The 19,824-nt window shown below is 44.7% G+C and carries 15 protein-coding genes; 10 read left to right on the forward strand and 5 right to left on the reverse strand.

Annotation, left to right across the window (positions count from 1 at the left end; all coding sequences use genetic code 11):
• Window positions 1–234 precede the first annotated feature (234 nt).
• A complete protein-coding gene (locus tag GVO60_RS07615) occupies window positions 235–2,796 on the forward strand; it encodes a DUF294 nucleotidyltransferase-like domain-containing protein (RefSeq protein WP_159652565.1) in 2,562 nt (853 codons plus the stop codon).
• A 4-nt stretch (window positions 2,797–2,800) separates the two neighbouring features.
• Here the strand turns inward: GVO60_RS07615 and GVO60_RS07620 are convergent, their stop codons facing one another.
• The gene (locus tag GVO60_RS07620) at window positions 2,801–4,465 is read right to left on the reverse strand and encodes an electron transfer flavoprotein-ubiquinone oxidoreductase (protein ID WP_159652567.1); all 1,665 of its coding nucleotides are present in this window, start codon (window positions 4,463–4,465) and stop codon (window positions 2,801–2,803) included.
• A gap of 102 nt (window positions 4,466–4,567) precedes the next feature.
• Between GVO60_RS07620 and GVO60_RS07625 the strand changes: the two genes are divergently transcribed.
• From GVO60_RS07625 to GVO60_RS07635, 3 genes are all read left to right on the forward strand, one after another.
• Window positions 4,568–5,320 carry an electron transfer flavoprotein subunit beta/FixA family protein gene (locus GVO60_RS07625; RefSeq protein ID WP_159652569.1) on the forward strand — a complete coding sequence of 251 codons (753 nt, stop codon included), beginning with the start codon at window positions 4,568–4,570 and terminating at the stop codon, window positions 5,318–5,320.
• Between the two features lie 11 nt (window positions 5,321–5,331).
• Window positions 5,332–6,285 (forward strand): electron transfer flavoprotein subunit alpha/FixB family protein, encoded by a 954-nt coding sequence (locus tag GVO60_RS07630; RefSeq protein ID WP_159652571.1) that lies wholly within the window; start codon window positions 5,332–5,334, stop codon window positions 6,283–6,285.
• 228 nt (window positions 6,286–6,513) lie between these two features.
• On the forward strand, window positions 6,514–8,160 hold the full coding sequence (locus GVO60_RS07635) for a methyl-accepting chemotaxis protein (protein WP_159652573.1): 1,647 nt from the start codon (window positions 6,514–6,516) through the stop codon (window positions 8,158–8,160).
• Window positions 8,161–8,237: 77 nt separating this feature from the next.
• On the opposite strand, the gene GVO60_RS07640 is transcribed toward GVO60_RS07635, so the two are convergent.
• From GVO60_RS07640 to GVO60_RS07655, 4 genes are all read right to left on the reverse strand, one after another.
• Window positions 8,238–9,374, reverse strand: coding sequence for a dihydrolipoamide acetyltransferase family protein (locus tag GVO60_RS07640; protein ID WP_159652575.1), 1,137 nt, complete (start codon window positions 9,372–9,374; stop codon window positions 8,238–8,240).
• The gene (locus GVO60_RS07645) at window positions 9,371–10,354 is read right to left on the reverse strand and encodes an alpha-ketoacid dehydrogenase subunit beta (RefSeq protein ID WP_159652577.1); all 984 of its coding nucleotides are present in this window, start codon (window positions 10,352–10,354) and stop codon (window positions 9,371–9,373) included. Before GVO60_RS07645 ends, GVO60_RS07640 begins: the two co-directional genes overlap by 4 nt.
• On the reverse strand, window positions 10,347–11,438 hold the full coding sequence (gene pdhA, locus GVO60_RS07650; RefSeq protein ID WP_159652578.1) for a pyruvate dehydrogenase (acetyl-transferring) E1 component subunit alpha: 1,092 nt from the start codon (window positions 11,436–11,438) through the stop codon (window positions 10,347–10,349). The genes GVO60_RS07645 and pdhA overlap by 8 nt, the downstream gene beginning before the upstream one ends.
• 441 nt (window positions 11,439–11,879) lie before the next feature.
• Window positions 11,880–13,427 carry an alanine/glycine:cation symporter family protein gene (locus tag GVO60_RS07655; protein ID WP_159652580.1) on the reverse strand — a complete coding sequence of 516 codons (1,548 nt, stop codon included), beginning with the start codon at window positions 13,425–13,427 and terminating at the stop codon, window positions 11,880–11,882.
• Window positions 13,428–13,994: 567 nt separating this feature from the next.
• Between GVO60_RS07655 and GVO60_RS07660 the strand changes: the two genes are divergently transcribed.
• The 6 genes from GVO60_RS07660 (at window position 13,995) to GVO60_RS07685 (ending at window position 19,814) form a co-directional block, all read left to right on the forward strand.
• Entirely contained in the window at window positions 13,995–14,534 is a 540-nt protein-coding gene (locus GVO60_RS07660) for a DUF3332 domain-containing protein (protein WP_159652582.1), read from the forward strand.
• 159 nt (window positions 14,535–14,693) lie between these two features.
• Window positions 14,694–15,458 (forward strand): outer membrane lipoprotein-sorting protein, encoded by a 765-nt coding sequence (locus GVO60_RS07665; RefSeq protein ID WP_159652584.1) that lies wholly within the window; start codon window positions 14,694–14,696, stop codon window positions 15,456–15,458.
• Window positions 15,459–15,462: 4 nt separating this feature from the next.
• Window positions 15,463–16,692: an ABC transporter permease gene (locus GVO60_RS07670; RefSeq protein ID WP_159652586.1), complete on the forward strand. Its 1,230-nt coding sequence runs from the start codon at window positions 15,463–15,465 to the stop codon at window positions 16,690–16,692.
• Complete coding sequence (locus tag GVO60_RS07675; RefSeq protein ID WP_159652588.1) at window positions 16,682–17,914, forward strand: ABC transporter permease; 1,233 nt, start codon at window positions 16,682–16,684, stop codon at window positions 17,912–17,914. The genes GVO60_RS07670 and GVO60_RS07675 overlap by 11 nt, the downstream gene beginning before the upstream one ends.
• Entirely contained in the window at window positions 17,914–18,639 is a 726-nt protein-coding gene (locus tag GVO60_RS07680) for an ABC transporter ATP-binding protein (protein ID WP_159652590.1), read from the forward strand. Before GVO60_RS07675 ends, GVO60_RS07680 begins: the two co-directional genes overlap by 1 nt.
• Window positions 18,636–19,814 (forward strand): hypothetical protein, encoded by a 1,179-nt coding sequence (locus GVO60_RS07685; protein WP_159652592.1) that lies wholly within the window; start codon window positions 18,636–18,638, stop codon window positions 19,812–19,814. Before GVO60_RS07680 ends, GVO60_RS07685 begins: the two co-directional genes overlap by 4 nt.
• Window positions 19,815–19,824: the final 10 nt, after the last annotated feature.

Consider the following 19,824-nt stretch of genomic DNA (forward strand, 5'->3'; position numbering starts at 1 on the left):
GCGGGAAAAACAAGGAATCACTTCGTTGATGAAAACAAGACAACTCTTGGGCATCTTGTCAAAAATCGCGTCAAAACATTGGCCTCATACTAGGAAAGTGGTTTTATCGGATTATTGATTTCGATTAAAAAACCCTCCGATGGCATTAGGTTGGTGATTGCTTCGTAATAAAAATGCTACGTACAACACATTTTTGATTTAATTATCAATATGCAAGGAAATGACTAAATAGTAATGAAGATTTCTGAACACGCCGAGCGAACAGAGCACTTATATGGAATTCGAGCTGAAGAAATTCATCGCTGGATTGATGGATTCTTTGATTACAATGGAGAAGGTCACAGCGGCACTATGGCGAAGGAAGTCGAGTTCGATCCCTATTCGCATCGACGATTCCGTCATTGCAAAGAGGCACTGGCGGAAGCGATTCAGGAATTTGGCGATAAATACACAAGCCAGCAAATCAAAGATGTCTTCGAGACTCACATTCGTGATGATTACCACGGGTACTTACCAACAAGAGCTGATTTTGAAAATGGTTCGTTTACGGCTAAATACCACGATACGAGTCATGAGGCGCAGCTTGGTGATGTACTCGATGAAACCGAGCTAGCTGAATACTTCACTGGACTCAGTGCTGCCCAAAGTGAGCAGGATTCGCCATTCAACCGATTTGGGTTGCGGATCGTGTTGCCAACCATCAGCGCGATTGTGCTGTTTGTCACTACGATAATCTATCTTATTTTACCGCTGGTTGAGCATTCGATGGTGGGTCAAAAACAGCAGATGCTCAAAGAGTTAACGTCTACTGCCGTTAGTGTTGTTGATCGTTATGTACAAATGGAAAGAAGCGGTGCGCTTAGTTTGGAACAAGCGCAATTTAAAGCTGCGCAAGACATTAAGTCAATGAGGTATGGTCCTGAAAATAAGGACTATTTCTTCATTACAGATATGCACCCGCGCATGATTATGCACCCATATCGAAGCGATTTAACCAACCAAGATTTAACGCATTACTACGAGAACGAGCAAAGCTCTGACTTCCCGATTTTTGTGGAGCTTGCCAAGCTAGTCGAAACGTCTCATGAGGGTTACTTAGAGTACCTCTGGCAATGGAAAGATGATGCCACGATTACCGCGCCTAAGATGACTTATGTTGAAGGCGTTGAAGAGTGGCAATGGATTGTTGGTACTGGCGTCTATCTTGAGGATATCCAGCAAGAAATAGATCACCTAGAAAGCACACTTTATCGTGTGTTTGTTGCCATCACTTTGGGTTTGGCATTGATTCTATTTTATGTCATCGCTCAGTCTAAGGTGATTGATAAAAGAAAACTACGAGCGGAAGTCGCGCTGCATGAAGCGAAAAACCGCTATAAGGCACTGGTTGAGTCTTCCAATGAAGGTTACATATTGGAAGCGGATGGCAAAATTGTGTTTTCAAATACTCGTTTACATCAGCTTCTCGGGTACACCGATACTGAATTAAAATCTCAGACGATTTGGCAAGAACTGTTCTCTCGTGCTGAGCAAAATGAGCGAGTATTAGAGCATTTATTGCAGTTGTTTACTCATGAAGCAGAGCCAGGAGAGTTTGAGGCTCAAATCGTCACCAAAAGTGGCCGAGAGATTGATATCATTCTGAGTACCTCTCGTATCTTCCTTTCTGAAAAACTGGGACACGTCATCTCTTTTAGGCCAATTGTCCGTAAGGTTTACGGTGCCAGTTTTCATTCCGTTACACCGAGTTCTTCATATCATAAAACTAGCCACAGCATCGTTTCAGATATCGAGCAAGGTGAAAGCCATTCACATGTTGTTGAGTCGCTTAATCGCCTAACGGATTTGATTAGAGAAATGATTGCTTCTGGGACGCGCCCAGACAATTTAAGAAGATTGATTGGTCACACTTATGACGCTGCTATTTGCCGATTTATTGAGTTAACCATTGACGAGATTGGTGAGCCGCCAGTGCCATTTTCCTTCCTATCTTTCGGCAGTAATGCACGTCATGACATGACACTTTTTTCCGATCAAGATAACGCGATCGTATTTGAAACGCCGGATGAGCAAGATTTAAAAGCCACTCGACGTTATTTCCTTCATTTGGCTGAAAAAGTCTGCGCGATGTTGAATCAGGCCGGTTATAGCTATTGTGACGGCTTGATAATGGCTTCTAACCATCAGTGGTGTTTGAGTGAAGAAGAGTGGAAAAGTAACTTTACCCAATGGATTGAGGAAGCGACTCCTGAAGGAATATTAGAGCTCAACGTCTTCTTTGATATCCGTTCAACGTTTGGCAACGCGAAATTGGCGGATGGCATTCAAGCGCATATCCAAAAGCTATTAGCAAATGAGCCAGAGTTTCTACACGTATATGCACAAAACTGTTTGAATCATTCTATCCCGCTAGACAGTGAGGGGCAGTTAGTTACCGAAAAGAGTGAAGGTCGAGAGGTGATAAATCTCAAAGACTGTTTACGGCCTATGGAGATTTTTTGTCGTCTGTACGCACTGAAACATGATATTCGAGAAAGTAATACGATAGAAAGATTAAAAGGCCTTCATGCGGCGCAAGAAATAGATGCAAAAACGTACCGTGAGATGGTCTATATCTTCGATCATATTTGGCAACTTCGTTTTATGAATCAGATCATTGAATACAGCGATCTAAGACAAATAAACGATAAGCTCACAATACGAGACTTGACCGTATTAGAGCAGAAAAATCTGACGAATGTGCTAAGCCGAGTGTCTATGTTCCATCAAAAAGTGCAGCAAGACTTCTCTGTTTAGACCGCTACATTGTTTTGTAATTGGGGCCGCCACTTTCTGGTGGCACCCAGGTAATATTTTGTGACGGATCTTTGATGTCACAAGTTTTACAGTGTAAACAGTTCGCGGCATTGATCTGTAGTTTTATTTGTCCGTCTACCTCTACAAGTTCATAAACACCCGCAGGGCAAAAGCGCTGCGAAGGTTCATCAAACATGGGGAGATGATTATCAATGACTATACATTCATTTTCTAACAGAAGGTGGCAGGGTTGGTTTTCCTCGTGCTGAGTTGCAGAAAGGTAAACAGAAGAAGGTTTATCAAAGCTGAGTGTTTTATCAGGCTTTGGATAGTTGATGATATCAAACGTTGATTTTCTTTTTAGGCAAAGGTGATCTGGGACCGAGTCTTGAATATTCCAAGGTACACGCTTCGTTGTGATTTTCGGCCAAATATTGTGTTCGAATAGAGTAAGAATGCCCCCGATGATACTGCCGTAATTATGAATCGCACTGGTAAAGTTACGAGCTTGATCGAGTTCTTCATATAACCAAGACGCGGCAAAATGAGTTTGATAATCGGGCTCATCTTGTGGTTGCTCTGACGTCAGCTGATCGAAGATTGCCTCAGCGGCGAGCATCCCTGATTTCATCGCTGTATGGCTACCTTTGATTTTGGCACTATTTAAGGTTCCCGCATCACACCCAATCAGCAGGCCGCCTGGAAACTGCTGTTTTGGTAGAGAAAACAACCCACCTTTTGCCAGAGCGCGTGCGCCGAAACAAATTCGTTCTGCGCCTCGCAGATATTTGGCGATAGCCGGGTGATGCTTCAAGCGTTGGAACTCTTCAAAAGGACTGACGTAGGGGTTGCTATAGTTGAGATCGGTAATTAACCCAACAGCAATTTGGTGGTCGTCTAGGTGGTATAAAAAGCAGCCGCCATTACTGTCTGATTGACTCAAAGGCCAGCCCAGTCCATGAAGCACTTTCCCAGCTTGATGTCGCGTATCTTGCTTGTCTAACTGCCATAGTTCTTTGATGCCTAGGGCATAATGCTGAGGCTGTTTATCCGCATCGAGATCATAATGACGAATGAGTTCTTTTCCTAAATGCCCGCGAGCACCTTCAGCGAAAATCGTGTATTTAGCTTTGAGTTCGATACCGGGTTGAAAGCCACTTTTTGCGTGTCCATTTTTATCTAGCCCCATATCAGACGTAATGATACCCGTCACTCTATTCTCATCATTAATAAATGAAAGTGATTTTGCGCTGAACCCGGCAAATATTTCTACGCCCATCGCTTCAGCTTTGTTTGCTAACCATTGGCATAGCTTGCCTAGGCTAAGAACATATTGACCTTTGTTGCTTCGTAAACAATTTGGTATGAGTTGCTGAGGCATTTTTATATGGTTATGTTCACTGGTCAGAACTAAGAATTCTTCGCCTTTTACTTGCGTCATTGTTGGAGGGTTTTGTTGCCAATCTGGAAAGAGCTCATTGAGTGCTCTGGGCTCAAAAACAGCCCCAGAGAGTATATGCGCACCGACTTCCGATCCTTTTTCGAGCACGCAAATAGAGATTTGATTACCGGACTCGTGACTACGCTGTGCGAGCCTACAAGCAGCTGAGAGCCCAGCAGGTCCAGCGCCGACAATAACGACATCAAATTCCATTGATTCTCGTTCCATACTTACCCCGACAAGTTAGTTCCCTTGTGAGTTAAATATAGTCCAGTTGACGTAAACGTAAACTTTACTAAGCTCAAAATAACGCTTGTGGCTGGAGGCCGTATGAAAGTACTAGTAGCGATTAAACGTGTCGTCGACCCTTATGTAAAGGTGCGTGTAAAAGCAGATGGTAGCGGTATTGAAGACGCCAACGTAAAAATGACCATGAATCCTTTCTGTGAGATCGCAGTTGAAGAAGCGATACGACTTAAAGAAGCAGGAGCCGCAGATGAAGTTGTGGTTGTCTCCATTGGGGATGAGTCGTCTCAAGAGCAATTGCGCTCTGCGTTAGCGTTGGGCGCAGACAGAGCGATCCACGTTGATGTCGATAAACCGTGTGAGCCACTTAGCGTTGCAAAAACCTTAAAAGTGATGATGGACAAGGAGCAGGCTGGGCTAGTGCTGTTAGGTAAACAGTCCATTGATACTGATAATAACCAAGTGGCGCAAATGTTAGCTGCACTGACTGAACGACCACAAGCGACCTTTGCTTCTAAAATCACAATAGATGGTGAATATGTTGAAGTTGAAAGGGAAGTTGATGGTGGGTTAGAGCGGCTTAAGCTAGCGTTGCCGGCGATTGTCAGTACCGATTTACGTTTGAATGAGCCTAGATATGCTTCTTTGCCAAATATTATGAAAGCGAAACGTAAACCAATGGATAAGACCACACTTAGTGAGCTAGGTATTACTGAAAAAAACTCTCAAACGGTCGTGGAAATATTGTCTCCACCGCAGAGGAGTTCTGGAATCAAGGTCGCTAGTGTTGAAGAGCTAGTCGAGAAACTGCGTAATGAAGCCAAAGTGATAGAGTAGGGAGAAAGTATATGAGTGATCGAATCCTAGTTATCGCTGAGCACGATGGAAAGGTGCTCTCATCCGCTTCACGGGCGACGCTTTCAGCCGCTCAACAGGTCTCAAATCATACCGATGGTGCCCCTGTCGATTTATTGCTACTAGGGGACATACGTGACGAACTAGTTCAAAGCTGCTCGGTGTATTCAGCGGTCACTAAAGTCGTGGTGGTCTCCGATCCTAGGCTGGGTGTACCGCTCAGTGAGCGTCTTGCTCCTATGATTGCGGCCATGGCTGCGCCTTATTCCCATATCCTGATGTCTGCGAGTTCATTTGGTAAAGACTTATCGCCGAGATTGGCTGCATTGCTCGATGTGGGGCAGTTGTCTGACGTTACGGTAATAGAATCAGCTGACACGGTTATTCGCCCCATATACGCAGGTAATGCTCTGGCAAGAGTCACTTCTCACGATGCAACCATAGTGATGACAGTTCGTGAGTCGGCGTTTGACAAAGCCGAGGTAAACCAAGACTACAGCGCTGAAATTGAGGCGATTGATGTTGACGTGCCATCAATTAGTACCGAATTGTTGGGCCAAGTGGTGACTGAAAGCGCTCGCCCAGAGCTAACGGCTGCTAATGTTGTGGTCTCTGGCGGGAGGGGGGTGGGGAGTAAAGAGAACTTTGCTCTGGTTGAATCGCTCGCTGATCGTCTTAATGCCGCGATAGGAGCATCCCGAGCCGCGGTTGATGCCGGTTATGTGTCGAATGACCTCCAAGTTGGTCAGACTGGCAAAATAGTGGCTCCTGATCTTTACATTGCGATTGGCATATCAGGCGCGATTCAGCATGTTGCGGGAATGAAAGAATCGAAAGTTGTCGTCGCCATTAATAGTGATCCTGATGCACCTATTTTCGATGTCGCAGACTATGGTTTAGTCGGGGATCTATTTACTATTTTACCTGAACTAATAGAGGCCATTTAATTGATGTAACGCTTTAATGGGCCGCTCTCCTGACTCTTCAGTCTCCACTTATTAACTCTCCTGCTATAGCAATAACCTAGCTTTTTGCTAGGTTATTGTGCATTAAAATCATAAAAAACGTTAATGCAAATAAACAGTATTAAGAAAGGTGTTACATAGCTCGGCCGTCCTCTACCATCAATAGTATAAATTGTAACAATAATAAGAAATGTGTTAGAAGGAACGACAATGTTTGCCAATAAATTTACCCTACAAAGCCGCTTAGTGTTTGCGGTATTGCTACCTTGTATAGCGCTTATCATCGTTGGTTTTGCCAGCTTCAATAGTATGTCTAGCCTCCAACTGCAATCGGAAAAACTTTACTTAAATACCTCTGCTCCGATGCGTTCTATGGCTGAAGTCGCGTCTCGAATCCCCCGCATGCGTGTTGGTATTGATATGATGTTGCTGCAAGACAGCTCACTTAGGGACAAAAAAGGGGTTTTGACTCGTGTTAAAGAGACGCGTGAAGAAGATATTCCTGAAATGCGTCAAGCGATCCAATACGCGGTGGATGCGCAGGCAAGCCCTGAACTAAAACAAGAAGTCTCGAAACTTCTGGCTGAGTTTGAGCGTATGGTGAGAGAAGAACTCACTCCAATGCTCGCTGCGCTTGAAAAGAAAGATTTGGAGACAGCCCGTCAGATCTATAAAACCAAATACGCCAAAACTTATGGCGTACTCAAAAATCACGCCAACAAGATCTTAGATACCTTACTTGAACAAGCTCAGCAGCAGTATGTTCAAAGTGAGCAAAGTTACCAATCAGGTCAGAGTCGACTCTTTTCAATTATTGGTGTTGGCCTAATTATCTCGTTGATAATTTCCTCTGTGATTGTTATGAGCTTGAAACGTCGAGTTGCTTTCTTACAGTCATTTATTGCTAAAGCAGCAGATGATATGGATTTGGAAGCTCGCCTAGAAATGGGTGGTAAAGATGAACTTTCGTCTATCGGCAGCAGCTTTAACGCTTTTGTAACCCGTGTTCATGATTCGATAAAAGATGTTGCACTGAACTCGCAAGAACTGGCGATGACGGCGAAACAAGTTTCTGATCACGCGAGCCTAACCCAAGGACACTGTACTTCTCAACGTGACAGAACAACGCAAGTTGCTACGGCGATTCATGAGCTTGGCGCAACGGTGAGTGAGATCGCAACCAACGCCGCGCAAGCAGCCGAAGTTGCGAAAGATGCTACAAGCCAAGCTCAAAACGGTACCTCTGTTGTCGACAACGCTGGTGAACAGATCACGGGGCTGAAGTGCGAACTTGAACAAGCGAGTGAAGTTGTAACCTCGTTGGCAAATCAAGTAGATGATATCAGCTCTATCTTAGACACTATTCGCGGTATCTCTGAGCAAACGAACCTGTTGGCGCTTAATGCAGCGATTGAAGCAGCGCGCGCAGGCGAACAAGGGCGTGGCTTTGCAGTGGTTGCTGATGAAGTGCGTAAACTTGCGAGTTTGTCAGCCGACTCGACGGAAGAAATTCAAGGCGTGATTGATCGCTTACAAGGTGAATCTAATCGAGCGGTAAGCGCAATGGTTAACGGTCGCGATCAAACGGTAATGGTGGTTGATAGCGCCGCTAACGCGAGTGAATCTTTAAAACTGATTGAAGAGCATATTACTCACATCAGCGATCAAAATATTCAAGTAGCGACAGCGACAGAAGAGCAATCTAGCGTTGTGGGGGAGATCAACCGCAATGTTGAAGAGATAAACCAGTTTACTGGCGAAACGGCGGAAGTGGCTCAACAACTCAATTCGAGCAGTGAACACTTGATGCATCTCTCTAAGCAGCTTGACCGATTAGTCGGTAACTTCAAACTGTAAATACGACTCACATTAAGAGCCAAGTTATAGAAAACCCGAAGCCATCACCGCGGCTTCGGGTTTTGTTTTTTAGCGAACTATTTTTCTAAGTGCTCGACTAATTTCTTGGTAAATCGAGCAGCCTCACCACCAGTACAGGCCCTGTGATCAAAGGTGATCGATAGTGGCATAGCTTTAACTTCAACAGGTTTATCATCGACGAGTGTTAGCTTTTTGATAATACGGCCTGCGCCAACAATAGCGACTTGGGGCGGGGAGACGACAGGTGTTGCGTAGATACCCGCGATAGCGCCAAAATTAGACAGGGTTATGGTCGCATGTTGCAGTTGTTCTCGGCCAATCTTACGATCACGAATACCCTTCACGGTGTCATTTAACCAGATGCGAACATCTTCCGGAGTATAAGTGTCGGCATGACGAAGTACGGGGACATAAAGACCGTGAACACTGTCCACAGCAATACCAATATTCACAGTGCTATGTACGCATCGAGTCATGGTGTCTGCATCAAACCAAGCATTGAGGGCAGGTTCTTTTTGACAGGCGTAAACGACGGCTTGAATTAAGCGCGAAGAGATATCTTCATCAGCTCCCCAATTTGCCAGACTGGCTTCCTCAGTAATCGTGACGGAAGCAACCTGATGGTGTGACTCCGTCATGGTGGCAACCATAGTACGACGAGCCCCTTTTAGTACCTCGGTGCCTGGTTGTTGCCTTCCTGCTTCGTGATAGATATCGTCATCGGTGATCAGGCCGTCTTGGCCGCTACCATCGACATTGTCTAAATTTACCCCTAGCTTTTTGGCCAGTAGGCGAGCTGACGGCATCGCAGTGACGGGAGACTGTTCAATATGATTGCTTGTTCCACCAATCCAAAAGTCGTCTACATCAACATGATGAGTTTGCTGAGAAACATTACCGACAACAGTGGCGGCATCTGCACTTTGTGTGACTTTCTGTTTAGGGGAGGAGACTGCGCTCTTTTCTTCGATTTGCAATAAGAGAGCGCCGATATTCACCACATCCCCTTCATTGACATGACGGCTGATGACGGTGCCACTATACGGTGCTGGGACTTCTACAACGGCTTTGGCGGTTTCGACGGTTAATACGGTTTGATCGACTTCTACCACATCACCTTCTTTAACGTGCCACTCGATGATCTCTGACTCGGCTAATCCTTCGCCTAAATCTGGTAATAAGAAATTTTTCATTTCCAACCCTCCACTAATTCACGTGCGGCGTGAACGATATCCTGCTCTTGAATCATGAAATAATCTTCGTTTCGGTAGTAGGGCATAATGGTATCCATCCCCGTTACCCGTTTCGGTGGCGCTTTTAAAATGCACATAGCGCTTTCTGCTACTCGGGCGATAAGTTCAGCGCCAACACCACCACTGCGGCTGGCTTCATGCACCACAAGCAGTCGGCCTGTTTTCTCGAGTGATTTGAGTATGGTTGCCATATCGATAGGTTTAATTGAAGCGAGGTCAATGACTTCAACTTCAATACCTTGCTCTGATAACGAGTGGGCGGCTTGCAAGGATTCGACGACGCACGCACCCCAAGTCACAAGTGTCACATCTCGGCCTTTGCGCAAAGTGAAACAAGTATCGAGAGGTAGCGCTTCACCATTGTCGATGACATTGGATTTGACCGTTCGATAAATGCGTTTAGGTTCGAAGAACATGACTGGATCATTACTGCGGATAGACGCTAGCAACAGACCATAAGCGCGTTGAGGAGAAGAGGGGATGACTACTTTGAAGCCCGGGATATGGGCAAACAAAGCTTCTACACTTTCAGAATGGTGCTCTGGCGCATGGATACCACCACCAAAAGGGGCTCGGAATACCGCTGGGCAAGTGAGTCTGCCGCGAGTTCGATTACGCATCCTTGCGGCGTGGCACATAAGGTGTTCCATTGCCGGGAAAACGAAACCTTGGAACTGAAATTCAGCGACAGGACGTAACCCTTGAGTTGCCATGCCCACGGTAACACCGCCGATGAGCGCTTCTGCTAAAGGAGAATCAATAACACGACGCAAACCAAATTGCTCTTTTAACCCTACCGTAGCTCGAAATACGCCGCCATTGTCGCCGACATCTTCACCAAGAACGACGACACGACTGTCGCGTTCCATCTCGTGATGAAGTGCAAGGTTAACGGCTTCAACTAACGTTATCTCAGCCATGATGACCTCCCTGCATACGCATCACTTTGTTGATCAGTTCATCACGCTGTTGATTAAGCTCTGCAGCTGCAGATTCATAGAGATAATCAAAGGCAGATTCGGGGGCTTGAGGCACAATCGCCAAGTAGTTCTCAACCGCTTTTTCGACTTGCTGTTTGCATTCTTGTTGCCAAGCTTCGTCTTGTGTTTCTGACCAAGCGTTGATCTGGATTAGATAGGTTCTAAGCCGTGATATTGGCTCGTATTTCCAAGCGGTTTCAAGCTCTTGAGCGGGGCGATAACGAGTGGCATCGTCAGCGGTTGTGTGATCGCTGAGTCGGTAGCTGATTGCTTCTATTAATGTTGGGCCTTTACCACGCCTCGCTCTATCGAGGGCACTTAAGGTGACGTCATGCATAGCGACGATATCATTCCCATCGACGGTTATCCCTTTGATTCCGGCACCTTTGGCTTTTTCAGAGAGAAAATCTGCCGCACATTGAAGTTCGCGGGGGACAGAAATCGCCCATTGATTGTTATTGACGACAAACACAAGCGGTAGGTTCCAAGCGCCGGCACAGTTGATTGATTCAAGAAAGTCGCCTTTTGATGTCGCGCCATCGCCACAAGTTACAATGGCGACTTGATGGTTTCCGTCAATTTTTAATGCAGAAGCCACTCCGACAGCATGAGTGCATTGGGTGGCGATAGGAACGCAGAAGGGAAGATCTCGGCAGGGCTGGCCATCAATTGGGTCGAAGTCACTGCCTCGCTCGTCGCCACCCCAATATTGCAAATTCTTTTCCATTGGGATGCCACGAACCCACATGGCAGGCATATCGCGATAATAGGGGATAAAAACATCTTTGTTGTGCATCGCATGGCCAATCGCAATACCGTAAGCCTCGGAACCCAAGTGAGATGGGTAGGTGCCAAGTTTGCCAGTGCGTTGAAGTGCAACGGCTTTATTATCATAGGTACGGCTTAACACCATATCTTGATAGAACTGCGTCAGCGTGGTTGCATCAGCCCACGCCGGAAGCTGTTCTACGGCTTCACCTAAATGGTCGATAAAGCGAAGCATGGGTAAAGCTTGAACGTTCATCGGTCTCTCCTTGTTTTGCCCATAATGGTGGGTTGCACCACGTTAGACGTTTCGACTCAATAACCATGTTTCGGTTTGAATCGAGGTAGACTTTTTCCGCCAATCTATAGGCTTGTTCTCCACACAACCTGCTGTATAACTTTACCTAATCGCTGTTTTTTACTGCTAAGGTCCAACTAATTAGCGATGAATGTCGATATCTACCTATAAGGATAAGTGTAACCAAATTGTTAAAATGTGCTTAATTTGAAGAGAAGTAAGAGAGTAAAAGACGCTTTACAGTCGCGGTTTGCTAGGCAATTATGTTGATTTATCGAGTAAACGTTCGAAGTATCAAGAGGGAATATCTAGAAAGGAAAGCCCTACTAGTAAGAAGCTTTGAATTACAGTGAAAACAAAAACAGCAGACCTAGGCCTGCTGTTTTATTAGAGAGTAGAGAACTAGTCAGTTTGCTCAGTCAGCTTAGTTTCTTGCTGTACCTTGTAAACTTTACCTGCGTTGAAGCGCTCTAGGTAATCCGCTAGGTCACGTTTAACTTCAGGAACTAGGATGTATAGACCGACAATGTTAACCAGTGCCATTGCGAAGATCATCGCATCTGAGAAGTCGATAACAGGACCTAAGTTCATTGCTGCACCGATAACGACAAAGATACAGAATTTAACTTTGAAGATAAGCTCCGCAATTTTGCTTTCACCAAATAGGTAGGTCCAAGCTTTCAGGCCGTAGTAAGACCAAGAGATCATCGTAGAGAAAGCAAACAGAACAACTGCAATTGCAAGAACGTATGGGAACCAGCTAATTGCACTACCAAATGCTGCAGAAGTTAGTTCTACACCAGCAAGACCGTGGTCAGTATCTAGGTAGCCAGTGATGATGATAACTAGCGCTGTCATCGTACAGATAACAACAGTATCAATGAACGGTTCTAGAAGTGATACGAAACCTTCAGACATTGGCTCTTTCGTTTTTACTGCCGCGTGAGCAATTGCCGCCGAACCAACACCCGCTTCGTTCGAGAACGCCGCACGTTTGAAACCTTGGATAAGCACACCAATTACACCACCAGCAATACCTTCACCAGTGAATGCGCCGTTAAAGATTGCGCCAAATGCATCGTCGATACGGTCGAAGTTGATGATAAGGATAACCAGAGCCGCACCAACGTAAATCGTCGCCATGAAAGGAACCACTTTCTCAGTGACTTTCGCGATAGATTTGATACCACCAATGATTACGATACCCACGATGACCGCTAGGATAAGACCGAACAACCAACCTTTGTCTGCAAGGAAAGATGCGTCGCCACCTGTCACGCCGACTACCTGTTTAAACGCTTGGTTAGCCTGGAACATGTTACCGCCGCCCAGAGAACCACCAATCGCAAATACAGAGAATAGAACAGCCAATGTGCGACCAAACGCTGCGTTACCGCGTTTCGCTAGACCTTTGCTCAGGTAGTACATTGGACCACCTGAAACTGAGCCGTCTGGATTGGTGTTACGGTATTTAACACCCAGAGCACATTCTACGAATTTACTCGACATACCCAGAAGACCTGCAAGGATCATCCAGAATGTCGCGCCTGCGCCACCGATTGATACGGCTACTGCAACACCGGCGATGTTACCCAAACCTACTGTGCCCGAAAGAGCAGTAGTAAGAGCTTGGAAGTGGGATACTTCACCATCTGATTTTGCTTTTGGATCAGAGAACTTACCTGATACCAATTGTACCGCGTGTTTAAAACCGCGGACGTTGATAAAACCAAGATAGAAAGTAAAGAAAATCGCAGCAACAACTAACCAAAGAACGATCCATGGCACCTGCACGTCAGTAAAAGGGAAAGGAATAGTCGAGAAGATCATTCCTACAAATGGGTTGACGATGGGTGCAACGACTTCGTTGATTTTGTCATCTAAGTTTGATGCTGCGGCGCTACCTGCAAAAGTGCTTGCCAAAACGGCAAGCGAGATACGCTTTGTCATGCTTATCCTGCCTGTGATTTAAAGTTTATATGAATATTTCTTATATAATGTTGTGTTTTGTTACATGTCTGTAACAAGGGGCTATTATTCATTTTATAAATAGATTCGCAAAATCTTTGTCGGAAAACATGACTTAGAAAACAGTTCTGATATTCGCTAAGTTGATGCGGTTAATTTGAACTTTTAAACTGCTTTTGTTTAAAAAGGTGGTGTATATGGCTGGTTTGATTGCTTGTATCTAACGGTTAATTTTTAACATTTGCATGGTTGATAAAACTATCTGTTTATAATTTATACAGTTCGGGATGGTGGTGGATGATCAAAAATCAGCATTTTCTATATTTTGTAAGGGTAATACGTTGAATTCCCCCAAGGTTAAGAAAAAGTAGGAATATCTGGTGAGAATGATCCTAGATTGACACAATACTTGTCATATTGAGTAGGAATTATCCTATGTAAAACAATACTTTAACACTGTAAGATTTCTGTCAAATATACATGTCTATAGATTGATTATTTAAAATTCAGGAGTAGGATGCCGCCATCTCGAAAAAGTGGTGGTAAAATATGAAATCTAATGCATTAAAAATTGCTATTGTTGCTGGTCTTGGTATGACATCTCTAACTGGTTGTATGGGCCAAATGGCCATTACTGGTATGGTGTCTAAATTCAACCTTGAAGTGGTTGATAACCGTTACGGTCGTGAAGGTATGTTCTTACTGCTTTCTCCTGTTTACGGTATTGCAGGTGCAGTTGACTTGTTTGTTTTTAACGCAGTAGAGTTTTGGACTGGTAAAAACCCAATCACAGGTAAATCACCTGCGGTTGTAGATATGCCAACGAAAAACTACATCAAAGTGAACGATCAGTTAGATAGCACGCTAACAACGGTTCCACTAGCAAACAATGCAAACATCGAGCATGCAACAATGCAGCAAATCGATGAAAATACAATGCAAATGGATATTTCTTACATCGACGGTACGACAAAAGTACTTCGTGGTGAGAAAGCAGAAGACAGCGTAGCGTTCTACTTGAACGACCAACACGTTGCAACTGTTTCAAATGATGAGTTGAACAACTACATCACAGCAGCAAACATCTAATCGATATTCGATTTTGTTGTAAAAGCCTTCGCAATTGCGGAGGCTTTTTGCTATCTGCCTCCTTCCTTTGATTCAGTTCAATATTTGAACCGATTCCCAAATAATCACCAACTTAGCTTGCTATATTAAGTGCAATCCTCACATTTGTTTGGAGGCACTATGCCTAAACTCTTTGCAAGTTTTGTCACCTTACTTCTTCTCTTTTCTTTTAGTTCCGTTCAAGCATCTTCTGATATTGATGCGAGCCAAATTGTCTCTGAATCAGATAAGGCGATGCGTGGCGATTCGAGCTATTCAGAGTCGACCATGGAAATTATACGACCAGACTGGAAACGTTCCATGAGTATGAAGAATTGGACCAAAGGGACAGAGCTTTCGATGGTTTTGGTTACGGCTCCTGCAAAAGATAAAGGCAGTGCATCACTTAAACGCGCACGGGAAATGTGGAACTGGGTGCCAAATATAGAAAGAGTCATCAAGATTGCGCCATCAATGCTTAGCCAATCTTGGATGGGGTCAGATTTCACCAATGATGATTTGATCAACCAATCTTCAATTGTTGTCGACTACGAGCATAAGCTTGTTCGTGCAGATACCTTCGATGACGAGGATGTTTGGGTCATTGATGCTATAGCTAAGCCAGATGCGCCCGTGGTTTGGACCAAGGTGACGCTCTGGATTTCCCAGAAAACGCACCTCCAACGTAAAGTCGAGTTTTATGATGAATTTGAAGAGCTGGTCAATATTATGCAGACCTTTGAGATTCAAGAAATGGGTGGACGCATGTTACCCACACGAATGGAGATGATCCCGGTCGATAAAGAAGGGCATAAAACGGTCATGACGACGCATCAAGCGCAGTTTGACTTTGATATTAGCGATGACTTTTTCTCATTGAACCAAATGAAAGCATTGAGAGAATAAGCCTATGTTGATGAGACTCGCGTGGCGAAATCTTTGGCGGCAAAAAAGGCGAACCTTATTAACAGCCTCGGCGCTTGCGTTGGCGCTATTTCTCTCTTTAATGACAAGAAGCTTTCAAGAGGGGAGTTATAGCGCCAATATCGAAAATGCTGCCAAGTTTTATACTGGCCTGATTCAGCTTCAACATCCTGAGTTTCATACCTCAAATAGCATTGATGATGTATTGCCTGAAGATGAAAATTATATTCAGCGAGCCAAAGAGATCGAAAATGTTGAACGGGTATTGCCACGGATAGAGTCTGTCGCCCTAGCTGCGGCGGGTGAACGTTCTAAAGGCGTACTTGTCCTTGGTGTTGATCCTGTAAAAGAGGACGAATACTCAAATATCAGTGCTAAATTGGTCAAAGGTGATTTTATAGAGCCTGACGGTAAAGGCGTATTGGTTGGAGAAAGTCTCGCGCGTTATTTGCAAGTGTCAGTAGGGGACGAGTTAGTTTTGTATGGCCAAGGTTACAGAGGCCAAACCGCTGCAGGTTTATATACGATCTCCGGCGTACTCCATTTTCCGCTACAGCAATTAGACAATCAGCTTGTCTATATGCCAATTAAAGCGGCGCAAGCACTCTATTCGACTCAAAACTTGGTGACCAATTGGGTCATCGACGTAAAAGTACTAAGTGAACTAGATCTGACAGTCTCAGCATTGAACAACGAATACGCGCCCAACGCGGTCGTGAAAGATTGGCAACAACTCTCTCCTGAACTCGCACAGCAAATATTAATGGACAGAGCAGGAGGGATCTTCCTTGTTTATGTCTTATACGGAATTGTCGGCTTTGGATTGTTTGCCACAATATTGATGATGACGTTAGAGCGCCAACGTGAATTTGCCGTTATGTTAGCGACAGGGCTGGTTCGCACGAAACTCGCACTGTTACTGTTTATTGAATCGACCTTTATCTCTCTACTGGGCTTGGTTCTCGGTTTGTTGGTTAGTGCTCCTTTCTTAACCTACTTCTATTTCAACCCTCTTGAAATTACTGGAGAGGCTGGGCAGTTAATGATCGATTCCGGATTCGAACCCATTGTGCCTGTTTCTGTTGAGCCTGCTCTGTTTATAAATCAAATAGTGATTGTTCTAGGGCTCATGGTGCTTTGTCTTGTTTATCCAATGCTTCGAGTGGCGAGGTTAAATGTGGCGACTGCACTTAAAGGAGGTGCCCATGCTCATTAAGTTGGCTTGGCGTAACCTTTGGCGCAATAAGTTGAGAACTTCCATCATTCTTGGAGCGATGGTGTTTGGCTTAACGGGTGTAATTGCCATGATGGGCTTTATGACGGGTTTCGTAGATAGCATGATCAGCAATGCGATTCGTTGGCAAACAAGCCATATTCAAATACATGAACAGAAGTACGTGACGAATTCTGACATTGCGGATCAGATTCCAAATGGTCAAACTTTAGCGGAGTCTATTCGAGCGTTGGACGATGTGACGGCTGTTTCTGCACGATTTATCGCACAGGGAATGATTGCCTCTGCCCGTAGTAATCGGGGTGTTCAAATCAATGGTATCGACTTAGTCAATGAAGCGAAGATTACCCCATTGAGTTCGCATATCACTCAAGGAGAGTGGTTAGACAATACTGGGCGTAATCCAATCTTGGTATCTGAAAAAATGGCAGAGCGACTTAAGCTTCGCATTGGCTCAAAAGTGGTGCTTACGTTTACCGATGTGGACGGTGAAGTTGCTGGTGCGGCTTATCGGGTTCGGGGAATGTTTGCTACGCCGTCGACCTCTTTTGACGAGGGTAAGGTTTTTGTCCGTAAAAGTGACCTTCAACATACCGCATCTATGCATGGCGTGCATGAAATCGCTATTTTAGTGAGTGATGTTGATAAGATTTCTCTTGTAGAAGAAGAGATCAAAGCATTACCAGATTTCGCCTTGAACTCATCGCAGCTATCTATTCGTGATTGGCAACGTATCCAACCTATGCTGGCCACTATGATGAGCACGATGGACGTAAGTAATCAGGTCATTCTTATTATTTTTGTTGTCGCCATGATGTTTGGCATCATCAATATAATGCTGATGTCTGTATTTGAGCGAACACAAGAGTTCGGCGTGTTAATGGCGGTAGGGATGCAAAAACACAAAATATTTTCGCTTATTATGTTCGAAACAACCTTATTAGGGGTAACGGGAGCAAGCTTAGGGATTGTTGTGAGTATTGCGTTAGTGACATTAATGAACAGTGTCGGAATTTCGCTGGCCAGTATGTCAGAAGGGTTAGGTGCTTACGGTGTCGATACTTTGCTAAGGCCAATAGTCTCTGCACGAGAGTACAGCATGATATTTACTACCGTATTTGTCGCAAGTGTCTTAGCGGCTATCTATCCGGCAAGGCAAATTTTAAAACAGCGTCCTGTTGAAGCAATGGCGGAGAAAAGTTAATGACGATTAAATTAAGCCAGCTATGTAAAACCTACAATCAAGAGACGGACTTTCCCGTTCACGCGGTACAAGACGTCAATCTTATTATTGAGCAGGGCGAGTTTGTCGCCGTAATGGGGCCATCCGGTTCAGGTAAAACCACACTACTTAACTTGATCGGTGGTATCGATACACCGAGCTCTGGTTCTGTTTATATTGACGATTGCGATATTTGTCAGCTGTCTGAAAAAGCACTGATTGCGTTTAGACGAGATCATATTGGTTTTATATTCCAAGACTACAGTCTACTTCCCGTACTTACTGCATTAGAGAATGTTGAGTTTGTTATGCAGTTACAAGGTCACAGTGATGCGGAGTGTAAGCGTCGAGCCTTAGCTTTACTGGAACAAGTCGGCCTTTCGGAGCAAAAAGATAAAACGCCGAGCAAAATGTCGGGTGGTCAGCAGCAACGTGTCGCGGTTGCGAGAGCCTTGGCACCTAGTCCAAGATTTGTGATGGCAGATGAGCCAACCGCTAATCTTGATGCCAAAAGTACCTCTGAGCTACTGGATATCATGCAAAGTCTGAATGAGCGCGAGGGAACCACGTTTATTTTTTCAACCCATGATCCAAGAGTGATAAAGCGAGCCAAGCGCGTGATTGTGTTTGAGGATGGAAAACTTAAACAAGATTCAAGAGTAGAGCAGCCGAGGATGAAGGAACCAAAGGAGAGCCTAGTTGAATGATAAAACGGAACTTCACTATTGTCTCCATGGTTTTCATCCCTTTTAGTGTCGCCTTTGCGCAGATACCTGGCCTAGCGCCGCAGAAGTCTTGGGATCTCTCTGGTTACGTTAAATACATGGCGACGTACACAGCGCCAACCAACGCAGATAAAAGTCTCGATCATCTTGTTCATCAACGTTTTAATTTTGAATATCGTTTTGACAACGGGTTTAGCTTTAATGCTGGGATGAGAAATCGCGCTTTAATGGGAGATAGCTTGGACATTCCGGGCTACGAAAAATTTGTCTCGTTCGATCCTGGTTATTGGGATTTAAGCCGAAATGTATCTGAAAGTGATTCGTTGATTGTTAACGCCCAATTCGACCGATTGTACCTAGATTGGCGAGGAGAAGAGTGGAGGGCAAGAGTCGGCCGATTTAGAGTTAATTGGGCGATGAATACAGTCTGGAATCCGAATGATCTTTTTAATGCTTACTCGATTTATGATTTTGACTACGAAGAACGAGCAGGCAGTGACGCACTCCTCATTGGTAAAAAGCTAGGCTTCGCCGATGGGATAGAAGTGGTCGCAAGCCCGAATGACGATAGTGAGCTCAATAGTTACTCGGCACGCTATTACGGTAATTACCAAGGCTGGGATTATCAGCTACTCGGAGGTAAATCTCTTACCGATAATGTGATTGGTGCTGGCTTCGCGACCGATGTATCTGGGGCCGGGGTTAGAGGGGAGTTGACGTGGTTTGACCCGCGAGAAGAGACATACAAAGGGGTTAAACAGCAGGCAACAACCGTTGCCAGTTTAGAAACTGACTACAGTTTTGGCGGGCAAAGAAGCTGGTTAGCGAGAGCCGCATGGCTTTATATTAATAACCCTATTGATATTAGAAATGCCAGAGCCTATTTGAGCTTACCACTCAACGCGAAAACTCTAAGCTTTACTAAAAAAACCGCTTATGTAGACGTTAGCTTTGATGCGACGCCTCTTAACAGGCTGACAGTCTCAGGTAGTCTTTATCAAGACGACTCCTACTTTTTAGGGATCACCAATAGTTACTCCATGGCAGATAATTGGCAATTATTGGCAGTAATACAGCGTTTTGATGGTAGCTCGAACAGCTTATTTGGTGAAGATCCCGCAACTCTGTTTTACGCAAATATAAAGTGGAGTTTTTAGCCGCTGAGTA

Source organism: Vibrio atypicus, from assembly GCF_009811315.1.
In the GTDB taxonomy this organism is placed as follows: Bacteria; Pseudomonadota; Gammaproteobacteria; order Enterobacterales; family Vibrionaceae; genus Vibrio; species Vibrio atypicus.